At 44.8% G+C, this 17,702-nt stretch carries 17 protein-coding genes and 1 riboswitch; all 17 genes read right to left on the bottom strand.

Going from position 1 to position 17,702, the window contains the following annotated elements:
* Positions 1-213: 213 nt before the first annotated feature.
* The gene (hflX, locus tag RDS42_RS02260) at positions 214-1,464 is read right to left on the bottom strand and encodes a GTPase HflX (protein WP_308782165.1); all 1,251 of its coding nucleotides are present in this window, start codon (positions 1,462-1,464) and stop codon (positions 214-216) included.
* Positions 1,465-1,466: 2 nt separating this feature from the next.
* On the bottom strand, positions 1,467-2,522 hold the full coding sequence (locus RDS42_RS02255; RefSeq protein ID WP_308782164.1) for a tetratricopeptide repeat protein: 1,056 nt from the start codon (positions 2,520-2,522) through the stop codon (positions 1,467-1,469).
* A gap of 9 nt (positions 2,523-2,531) precedes the next feature.
* Positions 2,532-3,878 (bottom strand): phosphoglucosamine mutase, encoded by a 1,347-nt coding sequence (glmM, locus tag RDS42_RS02250; RefSeq protein WP_308782163.1) that lies wholly within the window; start codon positions 3,876-3,878, stop codon positions 2,532-2,534.
* A 48-nt stretch (positions 3,879-3,926) separates the two neighbouring features.
* Complete coding sequence (locus RDS42_RS02245; protein WP_308782162.1) at positions 3,927-4,844, bottom strand: sugar phosphate nucleotidyltransferase; 918 nt, start codon at positions 4,842-4,844, stop codon at positions 3,927-3,929.
* A 74-nt stretch (positions 4,845-4,918) separates the two neighbouring features.
* The gene (prfA, locus tag RDS42_RS02240; protein WP_308782161.1) at positions 4,919-5,995 is read right to left on the bottom strand and encodes a peptide chain release factor 1; all 1,077 of its coding nucleotides are present in this window, start codon (positions 5,993-5,995) and stop codon (positions 4,919-4,921) included.
* The gene (gene prmC, locus RDS42_RS02235; protein WP_308782160.1) at positions 5,988-6,881 is read right to left on the bottom strand and encodes a peptide chain release factor N(5)-glutamine methyltransferase; all 894 of its coding nucleotides are present in this window, start codon (positions 6,879-6,881) and stop codon (positions 5,988-5,990) included. The genes prfA and prmC overlap by 8 nt, the downstream gene beginning before the upstream one ends.
* Positions 6,868-7,860: a DUF1385 domain-containing protein gene (locus RDS42_RS02230; RefSeq protein WP_308782159.1), complete on the bottom strand. Its 993-nt coding sequence runs from the start codon at positions 7,858-7,860 to the stop codon at positions 6,868-6,870. Before RDS42_RS02230 ends, prmC begins: the two co-directional genes overlap by 14 nt.
* Positions 7,861-7,939: 79 nt before the next feature.
* Positions 7,940-8,143 (bottom strand): 50S ribosomal protein L31, encoded by a 204-nt coding sequence (rpmE, locus tag RDS42_RS02225; RefSeq protein ID WP_022068223.1) that lies wholly within the window; start codon positions 8,141-8,143, stop codon positions 7,940-7,942.
* Between the two features lie 114 nt (positions 8,144-8,257).
* Positions 8,258-9,805 (bottom strand): transcription termination factor Rho, encoded by a 1,548-nt coding sequence (gene rho / locus RDS42_RS02220; protein WP_308782158.1) that lies wholly within the window; start codon positions 9,803-9,805, stop codon positions 8,258-8,260.
* Between the two features lie 305 nt (positions 9,806-10,110).
* Complete coding sequence (locus tag RDS42_RS02215) at positions 10,111-10,611, bottom strand: small multi-drug export protein (RefSeq protein WP_308782157.1); 501 nt, start codon at positions 10,609-10,611, stop codon at positions 10,111-10,113.
* A 45-nt stretch (positions 10,612-10,656) separates the two neighbouring features.
* A complete protein-coding gene (hisC, locus tag RDS42_RS02210) occupies positions 10,657-11,736 on the bottom strand; it encodes a histidinol-phosphate transaminase (RefSeq protein ID WP_308782156.1) in 1,080 nt (359 codons plus the stop codon).
* Between the two features lie 232 nt (positions 11,737-11,968).
* A complete protein-coding gene (locus tag RDS42_RS02205; protein ID WP_308782155.1) occupies positions 11,969-13,144 on the bottom strand; it encodes a malic enzyme-like NAD(P)-binding protein in 1,176 nt (391 codons plus the stop codon).
* 51 nt (positions 13,145-13,195) lie between these two features.
* Positions 13,196-14,326, bottom strand: coding sequence for an Ldh family oxidoreductase (locus RDS42_RS02200; protein ID WP_308782154.1), 1,131 nt, complete (start codon positions 14,324-14,326; stop codon positions 13,196-13,198).
* A 144-nt stretch (positions 14,327-14,470) separates the two neighbouring features.
* Positions 14,471-15,178: a FadR/GntR family transcriptional regulator gene (locus RDS42_RS02195; protein WP_308782153.1), complete on the bottom strand. Its 708-nt coding sequence runs from the start codon at positions 15,176-15,178 to the stop codon at positions 14,471-14,473.
* Positions 15,179-15,282: 104 nt separating this feature from the next.
* On the bottom strand, positions 15,283-15,945 hold the full coding sequence (locus RDS42_RS02190; RefSeq protein ID WP_308782152.1) for an energy-coupled thiamine transporter ThiT: 663 nt from the start codon (positions 15,943-15,945) through the stop codon (positions 15,283-15,285).
* Positions 15,946-15,989: 44 nt separating this feature from the next.
* Positions 15,990-16,095, bottom strand: a riboswitch (TPP riboswitch).
* A gap of 77 nt (positions 16,096-16,172) precedes the next feature.
* On the bottom strand, positions 16,173-16,973 hold the full coding sequence (locus RDS42_RS02185) for an arylamine N-acetyltransferase (protein ID WP_308782151.1): 801 nt from the start codon (positions 16,971-16,973) through the stop codon (positions 16,173-16,175).
* A gap of 84 nt (positions 16,974-17,057) precedes the next feature.
* Positions 17,058-17,702, bottom strand: a 645-nt coding sequence (locus RDS42_RS02180; protein WP_331602458.1) for a corrinoid protein, incomplete at its 5' end; no start/stop codon positions are given.

The following is a 17,702-nucleotide window of genomic DNA, read 5'->3' as shown; positions in this document are numbered from 1 at the left end:
TTTCCTCCTTTGCCACACCTCATATGATAAATTGTAAAAACCTGATTTACATTCTATCAAACTATCCTGTTTCCGTCAACCGCCCCAAAAGCAGAAAAACCACTATATATAGTGTTTTTTCATTCGAAATCACTATATATAATGGTTGTTTTTCCTGTATTTACAGGCACTTCCAGACTTTCCAACCGTCTGAAAACTACTGAAAAAATAAATTTATCTTTCCGGCATTACCCGCACGAAAAATTCTGCCGGAATCTTTGCACGGACAAAAATCCCATCCTCCCGGTACTCCTCAGAAAGAAGCTGCCCATATTCCCGTATGGTCTGAAGCTTGCCTGCCTCTCTGTAAGAATAAAGCTCTTCCAGATACACCTGCTCTTCTGCCAGGAATCCGGACAGAGTCTCTTTCAGTTCCCTCAAACCTTTTCCGGTTTTTGCAGAGCATCTGATGATCTGATCTGCATAAGAATCGCGAAGATCGGATTCCGTAACAAGATCCTGTTTATTAAACAGAGTGATCACTTTTTTTCCGGAAGCCCCCAGTTCTCTCAGTGTCTTATAGACTACCTCCATCTGTATTTCTGCCTGAGGATTCGACGCGTCTACTACATGAATGATATAGTCCGCATATTTCGCTTCCTCCAGAGTACTTTTAAAGGCCTCTACCAGATGATGGGGCAGCTTACGGATAAAGCCTACGGTATCCGTTAAAAGAATCTGCTGTCCGTCATCAAGCTCCAGAACTCTTGTAGTTGGATCCAAAGTGGCAAAGAGTTTATCCTCCGCCAGGATCTCCGCACCGGTAAGGGTATTCAGAAGTGTTGATTTTCCGGCATTTGTATATCCTACAATAGCTGCTGTTTTAAGCATTCCCTTAGAACGGTTCCCACGGATCAGTTCCCGGTGCTTTTCCACCTGGACAAGCTCTGCTTTCAAAGCAGAAATCCTGGTGCGGATCAGACGTCTGTCTGTCTCCAGCTTCTTTTCTCCCGGACCTCTTGTTCCGATTCCTCCTCCAAGTCGGGACAGAGAATCACGAAGTCCTACAAGACGGACCGCACGATAACGCAGCTGTGCCAGCTCCACCTGTATCTTCCCTTCACTTGTCACTGCCCGTCCTGCAAAAATATCAAGAATCAGAAGAGTCCTGTCCATAACCTTACATTCTAATTCTCTTTCCAGATTATTCATCTGGGACGGTGAAAGCTCATCATCGCAGATGACTCCATTAGCGTCAAGAGCTGTCAGCAGGTTTTTTACCTCCTGGATCTTTCCACGCCCGATATAAGTCCCCGGATGGACGGATTCTCTGTTCTGGATCACTTTGGCCGCTGTTTCTGCTCCGGCTGTCTGGGCAAGCTCCTCAAGTTCATCCAGTGAAGCCTCCACATCCTCTCCGGCATCTGTCTGAACACCGATCAGGATCACCCGTTCCTGAATTTCTTTAAAATCATAAAACTGCATATTTATTCTCCGGTTCTGGACTTAAGGAAAGCAAGCTCTTTCTGGGCTTCCTTATCGTCCGGATACATTTGTACATACTCCTGAGCCTTTGCATATGCCGTAGAAAAATCAAGTTTTTTCTCATAGGCGGCAATCTCATTGAAAAGAAGTTCCTGCATTTCGTTTGTCCCTGCTGACTCAAGACCGCTGGCAATATTGGCAAGGGCGCTGTCCGGATCTCCGTCCGCAAGATCACAAAGAGCCATCCCGTTATATCCAGGCGCCTTACTGCTTTCTTCAAGGTTCAGATAATCCTGATACATAGATCTTGCAGCAGCCGTATCTCCCTGGGCAAGGCATACTGTTCCAAGCAGCAGCTCTGCCTGAGCGCTGCCTTTTTCAGCCGCCTTTGTCAGCTCTTTTTTCGCATTGTCATAATCCTCCATACAGTAGTAAATATGACCTCGCTCATAATAATCCTGAGCATTCTTCGGTGCGTTTTCAAGAACAGCCTCCAGATATCTGGTTCCGTCTGCCTCCATATCCCGCTCTTCATATGCCTCATAAATCTGAAGCGCCATGGCATAATCCGGCTTTTCTCCATACGCCTGCTGAAAATTAGATGCAGCCTCATCATATCCATCCATGGCAAGAGCCACACTTCCGGTAAGGAAATATGTATCTGCATTCATGGAATAATCCGATGCCAGCGTCTGACAGTCAGCCATGGCATCATCCTCAAGCCCTGCCTGAAGCTCCGCTGTGGCACGATAAGAAAGGATATCCTGCCGCAGGGATTTTCCCCCTTTGTCTGTTCCAAGAGCTTTGGTAAAAGCGTCCACAGCTCCTTCCGCATCTCCCATGCGCAGTCTGGCTATCCCTGCTCCCCGGAAGGATTCTGTTGGCTTGTATCCATTAGAGATCGAGGTCTCATAACCCTCCAGAGCTTCCTGGTAGTTTCCCTGTTCCAGATTTTCTTCTGCCTGCTTATAAATATTCTTTTTTTCGCTTCCGCAGCCTGCCAGAAGAGCTACTCCCATGCATACTGCCAGTATCCGTCCGATTTTCTTTGTATTCATGTATCTTCCTTATTCTACAATAAGTCCTTCAGATTCGATTACTTTTACTACATTATCTACATGCTCCGCACAGATATCCTCTGTTCCTGCCTCTACCATCACACGGATCAGAGGCTCTGTACCGCTTTCTCTTACAAGGATACGGCCATCTGTTCCCAGAGCTCTTGCCGCTGCCTCTACAGCCGCCTTTACCTTTGGGTTCTCTCTTGCTGCCACTTTATCTGCCACACGGACATTTCTCAGAATCTGAGGATAAACTTTCATCTCTTTTGCCAGATCACAAAGTGTGGATTTTTTCTCCACACATGCTTCCATGATCATCAGAGAGGTCAGAATACCGTCTCCTGTTGCTGCATATTTACTGAAAATAATATGACCGGACTGCTCTCCTCCAATGCTGTAATTATTTTCCAGCATATTTTCTGCCACATATTTATCACCTACTGCAGTCTGCTCATAGTCAATGCCTTCTTTTTCCAGTGCCTTGTACAGACCCATATTGGACATAACTGTGGTCACTACTGTATTTCCGTTCAGTCTGCCTCTTTCTTTCAAGTATTTTCCGCATACATACAGGATCTTATCACCGTCAATGATATTTCCTCTGTGATCTACTGCAATACAGCGGTCAGCATCACCGTCATAGGCAAATCCGATATCCAGTCCTTTTTCTACAACATATCTCTGAAGCACTTCAATATGGGTGGATCCGCAGTTTGTATTAATATTCGTTCCATCAGGATCATTATTGATCACATAAGTCTTTGCACGAAGGGCATCAAAAACACTCTTTGCAATAGCAGAAGAACTTCCGTTGGAACAGTCCAGACCTACGCGGATGTTTTTGAAGTCACGGCATGGAATGGAGATCAGATAACCGATATAGCGGTTTCTTCCGGAAGCAAAGTCTACAGTTCTTCCAATATCTTCTCCTGTTGCAAGCGGAAGCTCTTCCAGCTTTCCGTCCAGATATGCCTCGATCCTTGCTTCTACCTCTGCCTCGATCTTCTGTCCGTTGCCGTTCAGAAGCTTAATTCCGTTGTCTGTAAACGGATTATGGCTTGCAGAGATCATGATTCCGCAGTCAAAATCCTCAGTGCGCACCACATAAGAAACACTTGGGGTTGTTGTTACATGAAGAAGATATGCATCTGCTCCGGAAGCGGTAAGGCCTGCTACCAGTGCATACTCAAACATATAGCTGCTGCGTCTGGTATCCTTGCCAATTACAATTTTTGCCTTATGATCGCGTCCGTAATACCAGCCTACGTAACGTCCTACCTTAAAAGCATGATCTACTGTCAGCTGCACATTTGCCTCGCCGCGAAATCCATCAGTTCCAAAATATTTTCCCATAATAATTCCTCCTTTACCTGCTTCTGCATACAAATGCAGACTACTGGTTTATTTATAAAGGTTTTCCGGATATACTCCGTCCTTTACAAGCTTTTCAAAAGCCTCTGTTACAGAAGCCTTATCTTCCTGATAAGTAACACCAAACCAGGTATCCTTTGTTTCAAGAACGTCTACTTTTGCTTTTCCGGCCTTAATCAGGCGATCGATCATTTCCGGAAGAAGATATTCTTTCTTAATATCTCCCGGTTTGATCTCACTTAAAAATTCCACAAAGCCTTTTTCCAGAACATCCATAAATTCCGGAGTCAGTCCCCACATATTCATGGATACAAGACTATTGACATCAAGTTCTTCTGCCTGTCCCTCTTCACTTCTGGTTTCCGCTCCGCTTTCCGTTTTATAAATATCATGAGTTTCTGTCACCCCGGTAAGTGCCCCGTCTTCAATATGACAGATGCCTCTGGTAACACTTCCATTGTCGCTTAACGTATTTCCAAGACGGAAGCCTGCCATACAGATATGCATAACACCATCCGCTTCCTGCTCCTGTACCAGATAATCATGGACTTTTACATATGCTTCTTTTCCATAGTAATCATCTGCGTTGATAACCATAAACGGCTCAGAAAGAACTTTCCTGGCTGCAAGGACAGCCTGTCCGGTTCCCCAGGGCTTTGTCCTGTCTTCCGGCTTCTCAAATCCCTCCGGAAGATCCTCCAGTGCCTGGAACGCATATTCTACTTCTGTGATCTTCTCGATCCTGTTGCCGATCACTGTACGGAACTCTTCTTCAATATCCTTTCTGATAATGAATACGACTTTATTAAAGCCTGCCTCCAGTGCATCATGGATAGAATAATCCATAATGATCTCACCGTTTGGTCCTACCGGTGCAAGCTGCTTGATACCTTTGCCAAAGCGGCTTCCGATTCCTGCTGCCATGATTACAAGTGCTGTTTTTTTCATTTTTCTCCTCCGTCTTTCATATCATATATCATCGTCAGTATTTCTGACACTTACCTTTTGCAACTGCTGACCAGTTACTGTTCATCATTTAAGTTTGCAAGCTTCGCAGCCTGGTCTGCTGCGATCAGGCTGTCAATGATCTCGCTGAGATCACCGCCCAGAATGCTGTCCAGGCGATGCAGGGTCAGCTTAATCCTGTGATCTGTCACACGTCCCTGAGGGAAATTATAGGTACGGATCTTTTCAGAGCGGTCTCCCGTTCCGATCTGGCTTCTTCTTGCCTCTGCCTCCGCGTCATGCTGCTTGGCGATCTCCATCTCATAAAGACGGGAACGAAGTACTTTTAAAGCTTTATCCTTATTCTTAAGCTGTGATTTCTCATCCTGGCAGGAAATAACGATTCCTGTTGGAATATGTGTCAGACGAACGGCAGAGTCTGTAGTGTTGACACACTGTCCTCCGTTTCCGGATGCACGGAATACATCAAATTTACAGTCGTTCATATCCAGATGGAAATCAATCTCTTCTGCCTCCGGCATGATAGCAACTGTGCAGGTGGAAGTATGGATTCTTCCTCCTGACTCCGTCTCCGGCACACGCTGTACACGGTGAACACCGCTTTCATATTTCAGGCGGGAATATGCCCCCTGTCCCTGGATCATAAATGTAACCTCTTTAAAGCCGCCGATACCGTTTTCATTCAGGCTCATCATCTCTGTTTTCCAGCGGAGACTTTCTGCATATTTCACATACATACGGTAAATCTCAGCTGCAAAAAGCGCCGCCTCATCTCCGCCTGCGCCTGCACGGATCTCCACAATAACGTTTTTGCTGTCATTCGGGTCTTTTGGAAGAAGCAGGATCTTGATCTCATGCTCCAGTTCTTCTACTCTCTTCTTGGCATCAGAAAGCTCCTCTTTGAGCATTTCCCGCATTTCCTCGTCCTTTTCCTCTTCCAGCATGGAAAGGCTGTCCTGGATCGTTTCTTTGTTTTCTTTATATTCTTTATAAGCATCCACAATAGGCTGCAGATCACTTTGTTCTTTCATAAGCTTCTGGAAACGTTCCTGGTTATCTGTAACTCCCGGTTCTCCCAGCTCATTAAGAACCTCGTCAAAACGGATCAGAAGATCCTCTAATTTATCAAACATTCTGTTCCTCCCGTTTCTTTTTCTGTCCCAATACCACACGATCGAGACCTGCCAGGTCTTTCTTCACTGTAACATGCACAAATCCGGCCTTTTTCATAATATCAGAGACAGACGCTCCCTGATCATAGCCAATTTCATAAAGAAGCCAACCGCCTGGTTTCAGATATCTGCTGCACTGGGCAGTGATACTGCGGTAAAAATACAGTCCATCCTCTTTTCCGTCCAAGGCCATATAAGGATCATGAAGCCGTACTTCTTCCATAAGCTTCTGTATTTCCTCCGTAGCTATATAGGGCGGATTCGAAATAAGCATATCATATTCTGTCTGTTTTTTGCTACTGTTTTGTGTAAAATATTCTCCGGAAAACAGATCGCTGTGCGTAAAAAATGCACGATCCTGCACCTGAAGCCTCTCTGCATTCTTTTCCGCCACCTTAAGAGCAGCCTCAGAAAGATCTGCTCCTACTCCGCCGGCATCTGGAATTTCTTTCAAAATACTCAGCAAAATACATCCAGATCCGGTACACATGTCAAGAACAGAAGGCGCCGGCTGATCTTTCAGAAGTTTCAGCGCTTCCTCTACAAGCGTCTCCGTGTCCTGTCTTGGAACAAGGACATTTTCATCCACATAAAAATCATACCCCATAAAGCAGGCACTTTGTGTCAGATGCTGAAGGGGAGTATGGACAGAACGCTTTCTGCACAGTTCCTTATACTGCCTTGCGTCTTCCTCCTGCACCGGTTCATCACTATGTGCAAAATACCAGGCTCTGTTTTTTCCTGTTACATATTCCAGAAGGAGCCAGGCATCCAGCCTGGCTTCTTCTATCCCTGCCGTTTCCAGGATCAGACACCCTTCTCTGAAAAGAGACTCAAACGTTTTCATCTGCTTCTTCTCCCGGCTCCCAGCCGAACTCTTCTTTTAAATATTTTTTCCAGTCAAATACCGCTTCCACTGCTGCAATAGCAACCTCCACCATATCCTCAGTAGGTTCTATGGTCGTCAGCTTCTGCATGGCAAGCCCCGGCTTACTCAAAAAAGAAGCAATTTTATTATCGCTTCTTCCGGCCCATTGGATGATTTCAAAAGAAATGCCGGCAACTATCGGTACCATGAGAAGACGGCCCAGCAGTCTCACCCAGTAAACCGGTACCAGTACAAAGACAAAATGAAGGAAAATACTCACCAGCATCACCAGGAACAAAAAACTGGTCCCGCATCTTTTATGCTGTCTGGAACTTTTCATTACATTCTCTACAGTAAGCGGCATCCCATTTTCCACACAGTTGATACATTTATGCTCCGCTCCGTGATACATAAAAGTTCTCTGAATATCTTTCATCCGTGAAACAAGAAGCATATATCCCATAAACAGAGCAAGCTTCACAAAAGCCTCTGCAATGGTGACAATCACTTCTGATGCTCCCACTTTATTCAGAAGACTGGCAATCGCATAGGGCAGAAGCATAAAAGCTGCCACAGACAATACAATGGAAAGTGCTACTGTCCCGTACAGAAGCCATTTAAACTGCTTATCTTCTTTTTCTTTCTTGGCCTGACGCTGCTCTTCGGTAAGGTGAGCATTCTTAGCCGCTTCCTTCTCATCCTCTTCGTCTCCTGCTATTTCCGCAGAATACATCAGACATTTTGTTCCGATCACAAGACCGTCTACAAAGCTTACCACTCCTCTGATGACAGGTTTGCGAAGAAAAGCAGCCTTTCCAAAAGTACATTTATAATCTTCTACCTTAAGTTCTATTTCTCCGTCAGGACGGCGGACACCAATGGAATATTTGTCTTTGTGCCGCATCATGATTCCTTCCATGACTGCCTGACCGCCAATATTTGATGATCTGTTCTGCATATAAAATCTCCGTTGTAAAGCAAAGACAGGTTGAGATTTCCCAACCTCAACCTGTACTCACATTTCTCTTAATGTTCAATTATTTGTTTAAGCCGTATTTTCTGTTGAACTTATCGATACGTCCGCGAGCCTGAGCAGCCTTCTGCTGGCCAGTGTAGAACGGATGGCATTTGGAGCAGATTTCCACATGGATATCTTCTTTTGTAGATCCTGTTACAAATGTGTTTCCACAGTTGCATGTTACAGTTGCCTGATGATAGTTCGGATGGATTCCTTCGCGCATGATTTTCACCTCTCTGTATTTCTTTCTATTATTTTCTATTCGTATTTGATTAGACGAATTTATTATTTTACAGCTTTCTGATTATAACATACCCCTGAAGCAAATGCAAGCCGTTTATAAAAATTTCTGTTTTTTTGCAGTCTGAACAAACTCTTCATTGGTACGGGTACGGGAAAACATATTCAGGATCTGTTCCACTGCCTCATCAGCCTTCAGGCTGTTCAAAGCCTTTCGCATACTGAATACGGTTTCCTGTTCCTCCTGAGTAAGCAGAAGATCCTCACGGCGTGTACCGGATTTCTGGATATCGATGGCCGGAAATACTCTTTTTTCCTGAAGCTTACGGTCAAGAACCAGCTCCATATTTCCAGTTCCCTTAAACTCCTCGTAGATCACATCATCCATTTTGCTTCCGGTATCTACAAGAGCAGTTGCAAGAATGGTCAGGCTGCCTCCCTCCCGCATATTGCGGGCTGCACCAAAAAATCGCTTCGGCATATGTAAAGCAGCCGGATCCAGACCTCCGGAAAGTGTTCTTCCGCTTGGAGGAACACAGAGGTTGTAGGCCCTTGCCAGTCTGGTGATCGAGTCCAGAAGAATCGTGACGTCTTTTTTATGTTCGACAAGACGCCGAGCCCGCTCGATGACCATCTCGGATACTCTTTTATGGTGATCGGGAAGCTCATCAAATGTAGAATAGATCACTTCTACATTCGGTCCCTGGATGGCCTCTTTAATATCCGTTACCTCCTCAGGACGTTCGTCGATCAGCAGGATGATCAGGTGCATATCTCCGTTATTTCTGAGAATGGATTTTGCAACATCCTTCAAAAGTGTTGTTTTTCCTGCCTTCGGCGGAGATACGATCATTCCTCGCTGTCCCTTGCCGATAGGGCTGATCAGATCCACAATACGCATGGCAACACTTCCGCCCGGACGTTCCATTTTAAGACGTTCATTGGGAAAAATCGGTGTCATATCCTCAAAATTATAGCGTCTCTGACCTTCACTGGGATGAAAACCATTGATAGATGTTACATAAAGAAGAGCACTGAACTTTTCTCCCTGGGTTTTGATCCGGATATTTCCCTGGATGATATCCCCTGTTTTCAGGTTAAAACGGCGGATCTGGGCAGGCGAAACATAGATATCATTTTCACCTGGAAGATAATTTTCACAGCGGATAAATCCATACCCATCAGGAAGCACCTCCAGGATACCATTTGCCTTCTCGCCGCTGTCAAGCTGTGCAGTATCTGCGGACATGGCTGTTTCTTCATCCTGGCAGCTGTAATTTCTGCGGCCGTCATCCTGACTGCTGCTTCTGCGGCTGTCATCCTGCCAGTTATTCCGTCTGCGGTTTTCATAGCTTCCGCGGTTTTCCTGCACATAGCTGTTCTGTCTGTATGTGCGGCCCTGATGTCTGGACTGTCCCTCCTCGCGGCGGTCTGCGGTTTTCTCTCCGTCATTATCCGTTTTCTGTTCTGCTTCCATATCGTTTTTTTTGTTTTCCGCCGCCCCACCGGCAGCTTCTTTCTCGTCTTCCTGAAGCATACGTTCTATCAATTCTGGTTTTCGCATGGCAGAGATTCCCTTGAGTCCTCTTGCCTTTGCCAACTCTTTTAATGTTGCAAGTGACAATGATTCGTATTTTTCCCTCATAAAAAATTACCTCAGTCTTTTCTTAAAAATAATGTCCACCAAATCCGGACTCACTACATCTTCATCATAAAATTTACGGAATAATCTGTCTGAACCGACACGAACATCAGAATCCGGATTGCCGCCTCATATCTGCAGCAATTCCGGAACCGTCTTTTTCTCGGGATACATTCCCTGTATGTGTTAGATTTATTTGTACTGAATTTTATTTTATCACACTTCTCTTTTTCTGTCTACAAGTGAAACTGCCGGATATATAAACAGCTGCCGGTTCCCCGGTCCCCGGCAGAGATCAGATCAGAAGATCAATGAACAATATTTCCCAGCAGGCCATAAGACACTACATACATGATTACTGTTGCCATAATGATTCCTCCCAAAATGGCAAGAGAAGATTTTTTGATGTCAACCTCCAGAAGCGAAGCGATCAAAGAACCTGTCCAGGCTCCGGTTCCCGGAAGAGGGATTCCCACAAACAATAAAAGCCCCCAAAATTCATATTTTTTGATCTGATCGCTTTTTCCCATGGCTCTGTCCTCAAGCTTGACGATCAGCTTATGGAAAAGCTTTGTTTTTTTCATCAGTTTAAATATCTTTCTGATAAACAAAAGAATAAACGGGATTGGAACGATATTTCCCACAATACAGATCGGAATCGCCGTAGCTGCCGGAATCTTCAGAAGAGAGGCTGCCAGAAGCCCGCCTCGAAGCTCTAGGATCGGAATCATAGATATAATAAAAACAACCATCTCCGCCGAGATATACTGTGACAGATTTTCTGTAAACCATTGTACTAAAACTTCCATTAAAACCTCCTGTTGGTAAATTCTTAAAAACTTATGTCTGTTGTCCTATCTGTTTCCTGATATCTGTCTCTGACCCAGGTATTCCTTCAGGAATGCGATCAGAACTTCCATTTCCTGACAAGTTCCGATTGTTATCCTTAAATAGTCCGATGTACGTCCTTCAGGAAAATATCTTACATAAATATGGCGGCTGCGCAAAGCCTGGAATAATTCTTCTGCCGGACAGCTTTCATGAGATGCAAAAATAAAATTTGCCATAGAGTCCTCAAAGCAGAATCCCAGCGCCTTCAGTTCTTTTTTTGTCCATTCTCTTGTTTCTATAATCTTACGACAGGTTTTCTTAAAATATTCCTGATTTTTTACAGAAGCTGTCCCTGCTGCCAAAGCGGTTCTGTCCATAGTGTAAGAATTAAAGGAATATTTCACATCATTCAGATACCGGATCAGGGCAGCGTCTCCAAAAGCCATGCCAATCCGCATGCCTGCCATAGACCTTGACTTAGAAAGTGTCTGGACTACCAGAAGATTCTCATATTTCTCAATAAGGGGAACAACCGACTGTGCTCCAAAATCCACATAAGCCTCGTCTACGATCACGATCACATCCTGATTTTTACTTATGATTTCTTCCACGTCCTCCAAATCCATAGCCACGCCTGTGGGTGCATTAGGATTTGGAAAAATGATTCCTCCGTTTTCTTTGAAATAATCTTCCTTCCTGATATGAAAATTTTCATCCAGAAGAGGGCGTTCATAAGGAATCCGAAAAAGGTCTGCCCACACATCATAAAAAGAATAGGTAATATCCGGAAACAGGATCGGTTTATCCCCGTTAAAAAATGTCAGAAAACTCATTGCCAGCACATCATCTGATCCGACTCCCACAAAAACCTGATCTTTTTTTACGCCATAGACTTCTGCCACAGCCGATACAAGCTCGTTCGCCGATGGATCCGGATAAAGTCTCAGCTCATCTGTGTCCAACGTCCGCAGCGCCTCTCTTACTTCCGGAGCCGGAGGATAAGGATTCTCATTGGTATTCAGTTTTATCATATCCGACTGGTTCGGCTGTTCTCCCGGAGTATAGGGAACCACCCGACGGACGTTTTTTTCCCACTTTTTCATAATAATCTCCTCGTTTTGCCATTTCATATGATATCTGCTATTGTAACCACTCTTTTCCTGTTTGTCAAAGAATTCCTGCGGCGAAACCAAATAAAGCACAGTATTTTATCTTTCTGCTTTTAATAAAAAAAGAGCCCTGCCCCACAGATGATTTATCCATGTTTGCAGTGCCCTTTATTTTGTATTGCCGGTACTTGATCTCAGTTTATCTGACAGTGCCGGATTCTTTTCTTCAGATTCTTGCCACCCCTGTTTTTCTCGCCGCCTCAGCAACTGCTTTTGCAACAGCCGGTCCTACTCTCTTATCAAATGCCTTCGGGATAATATAATCCTCAGAAAGCTCTTCCTCAGAGATCAGATCTGCAAGAGCCTGTGCTGCTGCAAGCTTCATCTCATCATTGATGTCGCTGGCCCTTACGTCAAATGCACCGCGGAACACGCCTGGGAATGCCAGAACATTGTTGATTTGGTTAGGGAAGTCGCTTCTTCCTGTGGAAACCACCCTTGCCCCGCCTGCCTTCGCATCATCCGGGAAGATTTCCGGCGTTGGGTTTGCACAGGCAAAAATAACCGCGTCATCTGCCATTGTCTTCACCATGTCTGTGGTAACTGCCCCCGGCGCGGAAACACCGATAAACACATCTGCCCCCACCAGCATGTCGGCCAGGGAACCTGATTTCTTATCCGGATTCGTCACCTTGCTCATTTCTTCCTTGACAGGATTCATACCATCTGTACGTCCTTCATAAATAGCACCCTTTCTGTCGCAAAGCGTAATGTTCTTAAATCCGGCTGTCAGAAGCAGTCTTGCAATAGAGATGGCTGCCGCACCGGCGCCGTTCATGATAATACGAACATCCTCTTTTTTCTTTCCAACAACCTTCAGGGCATTTGTCAGTCCAGCCAGAGTGATAATGGCTGTTCCGTGCTGGTCATCATGGAAAATCGGGATATCACATTTTTCTTTCAGTTTTTTCTCAATCTCAAAACATCTTGGAGCAGAAATATCCTCCAGATTTACACCGCCAAAAGAACCTGAAATAAGATAAATCGTATTTACGATCTCGTCTACATCCTGGCTCTTAATGCACAGAGGAAATGCATCCACATCGCCAAATGCTTTAAAAAGAACACATTTTCCCTCCATAACCGGCATTCCAGCCTCCGGTCCGATATCTCCCAGACCAAGAACAGCAGAACCATCTGTCACAACGAGACACATATTCCATCTTCTTGTAAGATCGTAAGATTTATTTACATCCTTCTGGATCTCCAGACAGGGCTGTGCAACGCCAGGGGTATACGCCAGTGAAAGATCATCCTTTGTCTCAACCGGAACAGTTGTCACAACCTCGATCTTTCCTTTCCATTCTTCATGCAGTCTCAGTGATTCTTTTGCGTAATCCATTTTTATTCCTCCTTTGGGATTCTTTTTATTTCCGGCAGAAAACCGGAAAATTTAATAATTTCCTGTAAAAAATCTGCTGTTTTCAGGCAGCTTATAGTCTTTGAAATATTTATGAAAATCTATTTTCAGATAGCCACACAGGTCAGCCAGTTCCACCATGGTGTTATCATTGACCGGAATTCCCTGTTCCCGTCTTTCCTTTTCGGCAAAGATTTCTTTTTCTCCATGGGTATAGATCCGGTCTTTTCCCTCTGCCTTAGGGCTCTCCCGCAAAGCTTCCAGATAATCAGAAAAATGTTTCCGGATTGCTTCCGGATCTCCGAATACAGACGGATCAATAGCAATAAATCCATGACAGATCCCTGTTTTGTCCGGGAAAGTACAGCAATGATCCGAGGTAACTCCCATGGACAGGATCGAACTGAAAATCTCACAGAGCATACCATATCCGTATCCTTTGTGGCTTCCGCTAACTTCCTCATTTCCACCCAGAGGCATAATGCCGCCGCCTTTTTTGGCAACAATATTTGCAAGTACGTCCGGTGCATCTGTGCTTGCATGACCATTTTTGTCAAGAGCCCAGCCTTCCGGAAGAGGCTTGTCCATTTTATTATACATTTCCAGCTTTCCTCTGGTCACTACTGTGGTAGAGCAGTCAAAGAAAAACGGATAAGGATCTGCCGGCATTGCCACTGCGATCGGATTTGAGCCCAGCATGGCCTTTTTGCCAAATGTAGGTACCATAATGGCTTCTGAGTTGGTACATGCCATACCGATCAGTCCCTGGCTGCATGCCATTTTTGCATAATAGCCTGCAATTCCAAAATGATTGGACTCCCGGACGCTTACCATTCCGATACCTGTTTTCTTTGCCTTGTCAATTGCTTTATTCATGGCAAAAATACTGATCAGCTGTCCCATTCCATTATGTCCGTCGATTACTGCAGAAACCGGTGTTTCAAACACGATCTCTGGCTTTGACTGAGGATGGATCGTTCCCTTTTCAATACCTTTATGATAGCGGACCATTCTCTGCATTCCATGACTTTCAATCCCGTAAAGATCAGCTGTCAGAAGTACGTCTTTGATCTCCCTGCTTTCCTCTTCTTCAAACCCAAAAGCCTTAAATACATCTGTACAGAATTGATTCAGTGTGTCATATGACCATTGCACATATCCCATATAATTCCCTCCTATTTTGGTATTGCCAAATATATTTTTGGTTAGTCCAATTTATAATCTAATTATATCATTGGTCTGACCAAACTTCAAGGGAATTTATCCTCTTATGGGTATAAAACGTTATTATTGTTCACACTGCAAAATTCATTTATCTTCCAACATTTCAGCCATGTATTCCTCTACTGTTACCATGTGCTCTGACATACATTTTTCCGCCTCCTGCGGATCTCCGTTGATGATCGCCTCCACAAGTCTGCGGTGCTGATCATCCACTGCAGAAGAAGACTGGTTTTTCCGCATGATATAATCACGGGTTCCTGAAATAATGTTCTCCGTCAGCTTATCTGCCGCAGAAAGCACACTGAAGATCATCGGGTTATCCGCAATACGCGCAATCTTCTGATGAAGTTCCTTATCAAGCTGTCCTCTTTCTTTTTCATCCTCTGCCGCATCCAGCCTTGCAATGATCATCCAAAGCTCCGCCGCATCCAGAGGAGTACATTTTTTTGCTGCCAGAATAGCATTTTCTCTTTCCAATGCAGCACGAAGCTGCTGGTTCTGACGTATACGGCCATTATTCAGCTGAAACAGCACGGACAAAGGTCCGATCAACCAGGTCTCCAGATCCTCTGTAATATAATTTCCGCCTCCCGGTACAGACTTCAGAATTCCCAGAAGCTCCAGCGCCCGCAGCGCTTCCCTGAGGGCGGCTCTGGAAACCCCCATGGTCTCCGCCATATTTCTCTCTGCCGGCAGTGCCGCCCCCGGCTTCAGCTTCCCGCTCTGTATATTCTCAATAATCTGTCTTAAAATTCCGTTAAATGGTCTCTCTTCCCCTATTTCTTTAAACATATGACTCCTTTTGATCCCTGTCCTGAAATATATGCAGACAGAAAAAGATCCGTACTGCATATCTGTATCAAGTATAGCATTACGGGTCTTAATAAAGCAAGTATTTATACAGCCGACTTCTTTACCTGTGCAAGGGCTTTTGCCACTGCAGGAATAGAAATAACAATAATGGTGATCACAGCCTCTGCCAGCAGAAAGCTGTAGTTGTAAGCAATTGGATAGACTGCGGTAAGCGCCTTAGGAAAGTTCTCCGGCATGTAGTCCATCCAGTAAAGATAGCCTCCCAGAGCATGAAAAGCACCTCTGGCGATCACGGCCGCAATGTAGCCCTTTACCAGACCATGGCTGCTTTTTGCAAAAAATCCGGCAATTCCCAGCGCTGCAAAGGCCAGAACGTAATCACAGCATACCTGGAAGAAGGAAAGCACATACGGTTCCTGGATAAACTGCAGGATTCCATAGGCTAACCCTACCATAATTCCTGTTTTCGGTCCGTACCAGTTGGCAGTCAGCACAATAAAAAGCATACTGCATAAGGTGACGCTTCCTCCCCAGGGCATATTAAAAATCTTCAGATAAGAAGTCACAAAAGCAAGCGCCATTGCCACCGCACAAAATACCAGCTGCTTGACAGACATTTTTTTGCCCTCGGAGTTTTTCCCCGCAAAAAAGATTGCAATACCAAACAGCACGATTCCCGCAAGGATACATACCGCATATCCGGCCGCAGTCAGTCCGCCTTCTGCATTGACCATAAAGTGAAACATAAAAAAACCTCCTTCATCTTCGATTGAAGACAAAGGAGATCGAAATCTCGCATTCAGCGCATACCTACGTTGGCATTATCCAAATCAGGTTACGGGTCGAAGTTTCCAACTTCCTCTCAGCCTGTATCACAAGCTCCCCTGTCGACAATCTTTATATGATTTTTGGCAGGATTTCCTGCAACGGGTTTATTATATACCCATGCTCGTCAAAAATCAATGCATTTCTTTCATATGGGAATCTCAATCTGAAACTCTCTTTTCAGAATATCCTGAAGTTCCTGTGCCGATGCTATTTCCGAAACAGTCTTTCCGTTTTTACCCCGAAAGGTAAACTGATTCCCATCAATGGAAACAGGGCCATACGGTGTGATCTTCTGAACGATCATTTTATCATAAAACATAGAACCTTCCCGGCACATAGCCTCATTAGCCGGAGCAAAATCCACAGGTGCACTGGGAATTTCAGACACCATGAATATTTTTATCGGTTCCTGCTGCCCTTCTTTCTTTGCCTGATACCAGAAATTCAGCCACCCGAAGCACTCCCGTTCAAAATAAAAGCTTCCAAACTCCGTCTCTGTAACAGCACCGATTTCCATCCGTGCAGCCCGGGTACAGGCAATGCCGCCATATCCCACGTCACAGAAATATTTCTTATGGTCAATGCATACCACACTTGCTCTGTGCGTAGGCATTCGAAGTCCCGGACGTCTCAGAACCCGGCAGGCTGCCGGATAAGCCTGAAATCCAATCCCTCGAAGAAGCCCCAGAAGCAGTGCATTTAGTTCAAAACAGTAACCGCCTCTGTTTCCCGGCACGATTTTATTGTAAATACTTTCCAGATCCGCCGGGATCAGCTCATGAGTCCTTACAAGATCCAGATTTTCAAAAGGAATCTTTTCCAGATGTGTCCGGATCAGATGATCCAGAAATTCCAGAGAAAGATTCTGGGGCCACGAAAGCCCCAGTCTCTTAAGATAAGCAGTACACTGCTCTTTATTCAGCCACTCAAATGATTCTTCAAGCATATATCTGCCCCTTATTGCATCACGGTCTCTTAAATACAGCCAATCATATCTTCTTCCTTATGTGGACTTATATCCTCTGTGGCATTAAGCAACCAGCTCTTTTGCTTTCTTTGCACAGGAAGCAGCATCTTCTGTGTAAGCATCTGCGCCGATCTCATCAGCAAAAGCCTGAGTGATAGGAGCTCCGCCAACCATAACCTTGATATTGGAACGGAAAGAAGACTCATTAAGAAGAGCTACAGCATCTCTTAAAGCCGGCATAGTTGTTGTCAGAAGTGCAGAGCAGCAAACGATCTTAGTATCAGGATTTGCCTCATATGCCTCTACAAATTTTTCCTTCGGAACGTCTACGCCAAGATCGATCACTTCAAATCCTGCAGACTCAAGCATCATGCTTACAAGGTTCTTGCCGATATCATGAAGGTCACCTGCAACTGTTCCGATAATAACCTTTCCTGCAGCACCTGCAGCACCTGTTGCCAGATGAGGTTTCAGAACCTCTACACCCTTTTTCATTGCTCTTGCAGCTACCAGCATCTCCGGTACGAAGATCTCGCCATTTTTAAATTTCTCACCAACAGCATCCATTGCCTTGATCATTCCTTCATTTAAGATCTCTGTAGGATCACATCCTGCATCAAGAGCCTCCTGAACTGCTGCTGCGATAAGTTTTGCTTTTCCTTTTTCTACTAATGCATAAACATCCTGAATACCTGCCATTATAAAAAT

The sequence above is a fragment of the uncultured Blautia sp. genome (genome assembly GCF_902497045.1).
Taxonomy (GTDB): Bacteria; Bacillota; Clostridia; order Lachnospirales; family Lachnospiraceae; genus Blautia_A.
Note: the sequence above shows the minus strand (reverse complement) of the source record. Positions and strands in the feature narration are given on the sequence as shown.

Excerpts from the sequence above, each read along its gene's own strand:
- RDS42_RS02230 (WP_308782159.1), bottom strand. The coding sequence starts at position 7,860 with ATGCAGAACAGATCATCAAATATTGGCGGTCAGGCAGTCATGGAAGGA.
- RDS42_RS02245 (WP_308782162.1), bottom strand. The coding sequence starts at position 4,844 with ATGAAAAAAACAGCACTTGTAATCATGGCAGCAGGAATCGGAAGCCGC.
- prmC (WP_308782160.1), bottom strand. The coding sequence starts at position 6,881 with ATGAAAACGTTTGAGTCTCTTTTCAGAGAAGGGTGTCTGATCCTGGAA.
- RDS42_RS02190 (WP_308782152.1), bottom strand. The coding sequence starts at position 15,945 with ATGTTTCACTTTATGGTCAATGCAGAAGGCGGACTGACTGCGGCCGGA.
- RDS42_RS02255 (WP_308782164.1), bottom strand. The coding sequence starts at position 2,522 with ATGAATACAAAGAAAATCGGACGGATACTGGCAGTATGCATGGGAGTA.
- rho (WP_308782158.1), bottom strand. The coding sequence starts at position 9,805 with ATGAGGGAAAAATACGAATCATTGTCACTTGCAACATTAAAAGAGTTG.
- prfA (WP_308782161.1), bottom strand. The coding sequence starts at position 5,995 with ATGTTTGATAAATTAGAGGATCTTCTGATCCGTTTTGACGAGGTTCTT.
- glmM (WP_308782163.1), bottom strand. The coding sequence starts at position 3,878 with ATGGGAAAATATTTTGGAACTGATGGATTTCGCGGCGAGGCAAATGTG.
- RDS42_RS02200 (WP_308782154.1), bottom strand. The coding sequence starts at position 14,326 with ATGGGATATGTGCAATGGTCATATGACACACTGAATCAATTCTGTACA.
- RDS42_RS02195 (WP_308782153.1), bottom strand. The coding sequence starts at position 15,178 with ATGTTTAAAGAAATAGGGGAAGAGAGACCATTTAACGGAATTTTAAGA.
- hisC (WP_308782156.1), bottom strand. The coding sequence starts at position 11,736 with ATGAAAAAGTGGGAAAAAAACGTCCGTCGGGTGGTTCCCTATACTCCG.
- RDS42_RS02205 (WP_308782155.1), bottom strand. The coding sequence starts at position 13,144 with ATGGATTACGCAAAAGAATCACTGAGACTGCATGAAGAATGGAAAGGA.
- RDS42_RS02185 (WP_308782151.1), bottom strand. The coding sequence starts at position 16,973 with ATGCTTGAAGAATCATTTGAGTGGCTGAATAAAGAGCAGTGTACTGCT.
- hflX (WP_308782165.1), bottom strand. The coding sequence starts at position 1,464 with ATGCAGTTTTATGATTTTAAAGAAATTCAGGAACGGGTGATCCTGATC.
- rpmE (WP_022068223.1), bottom strand. The coding sequence starts at position 8,143 with ATGCGCGAAGGAATCCATCCGAACTATCATCAGGCAACTGTAACATGC.
- RDS42_RS02215 (WP_308782157.1), bottom strand. The coding sequence starts at position 10,611 with ATGGAAGTTTTAGTACAATGGTTTACAGAAAATCTGTCACAGTATATC.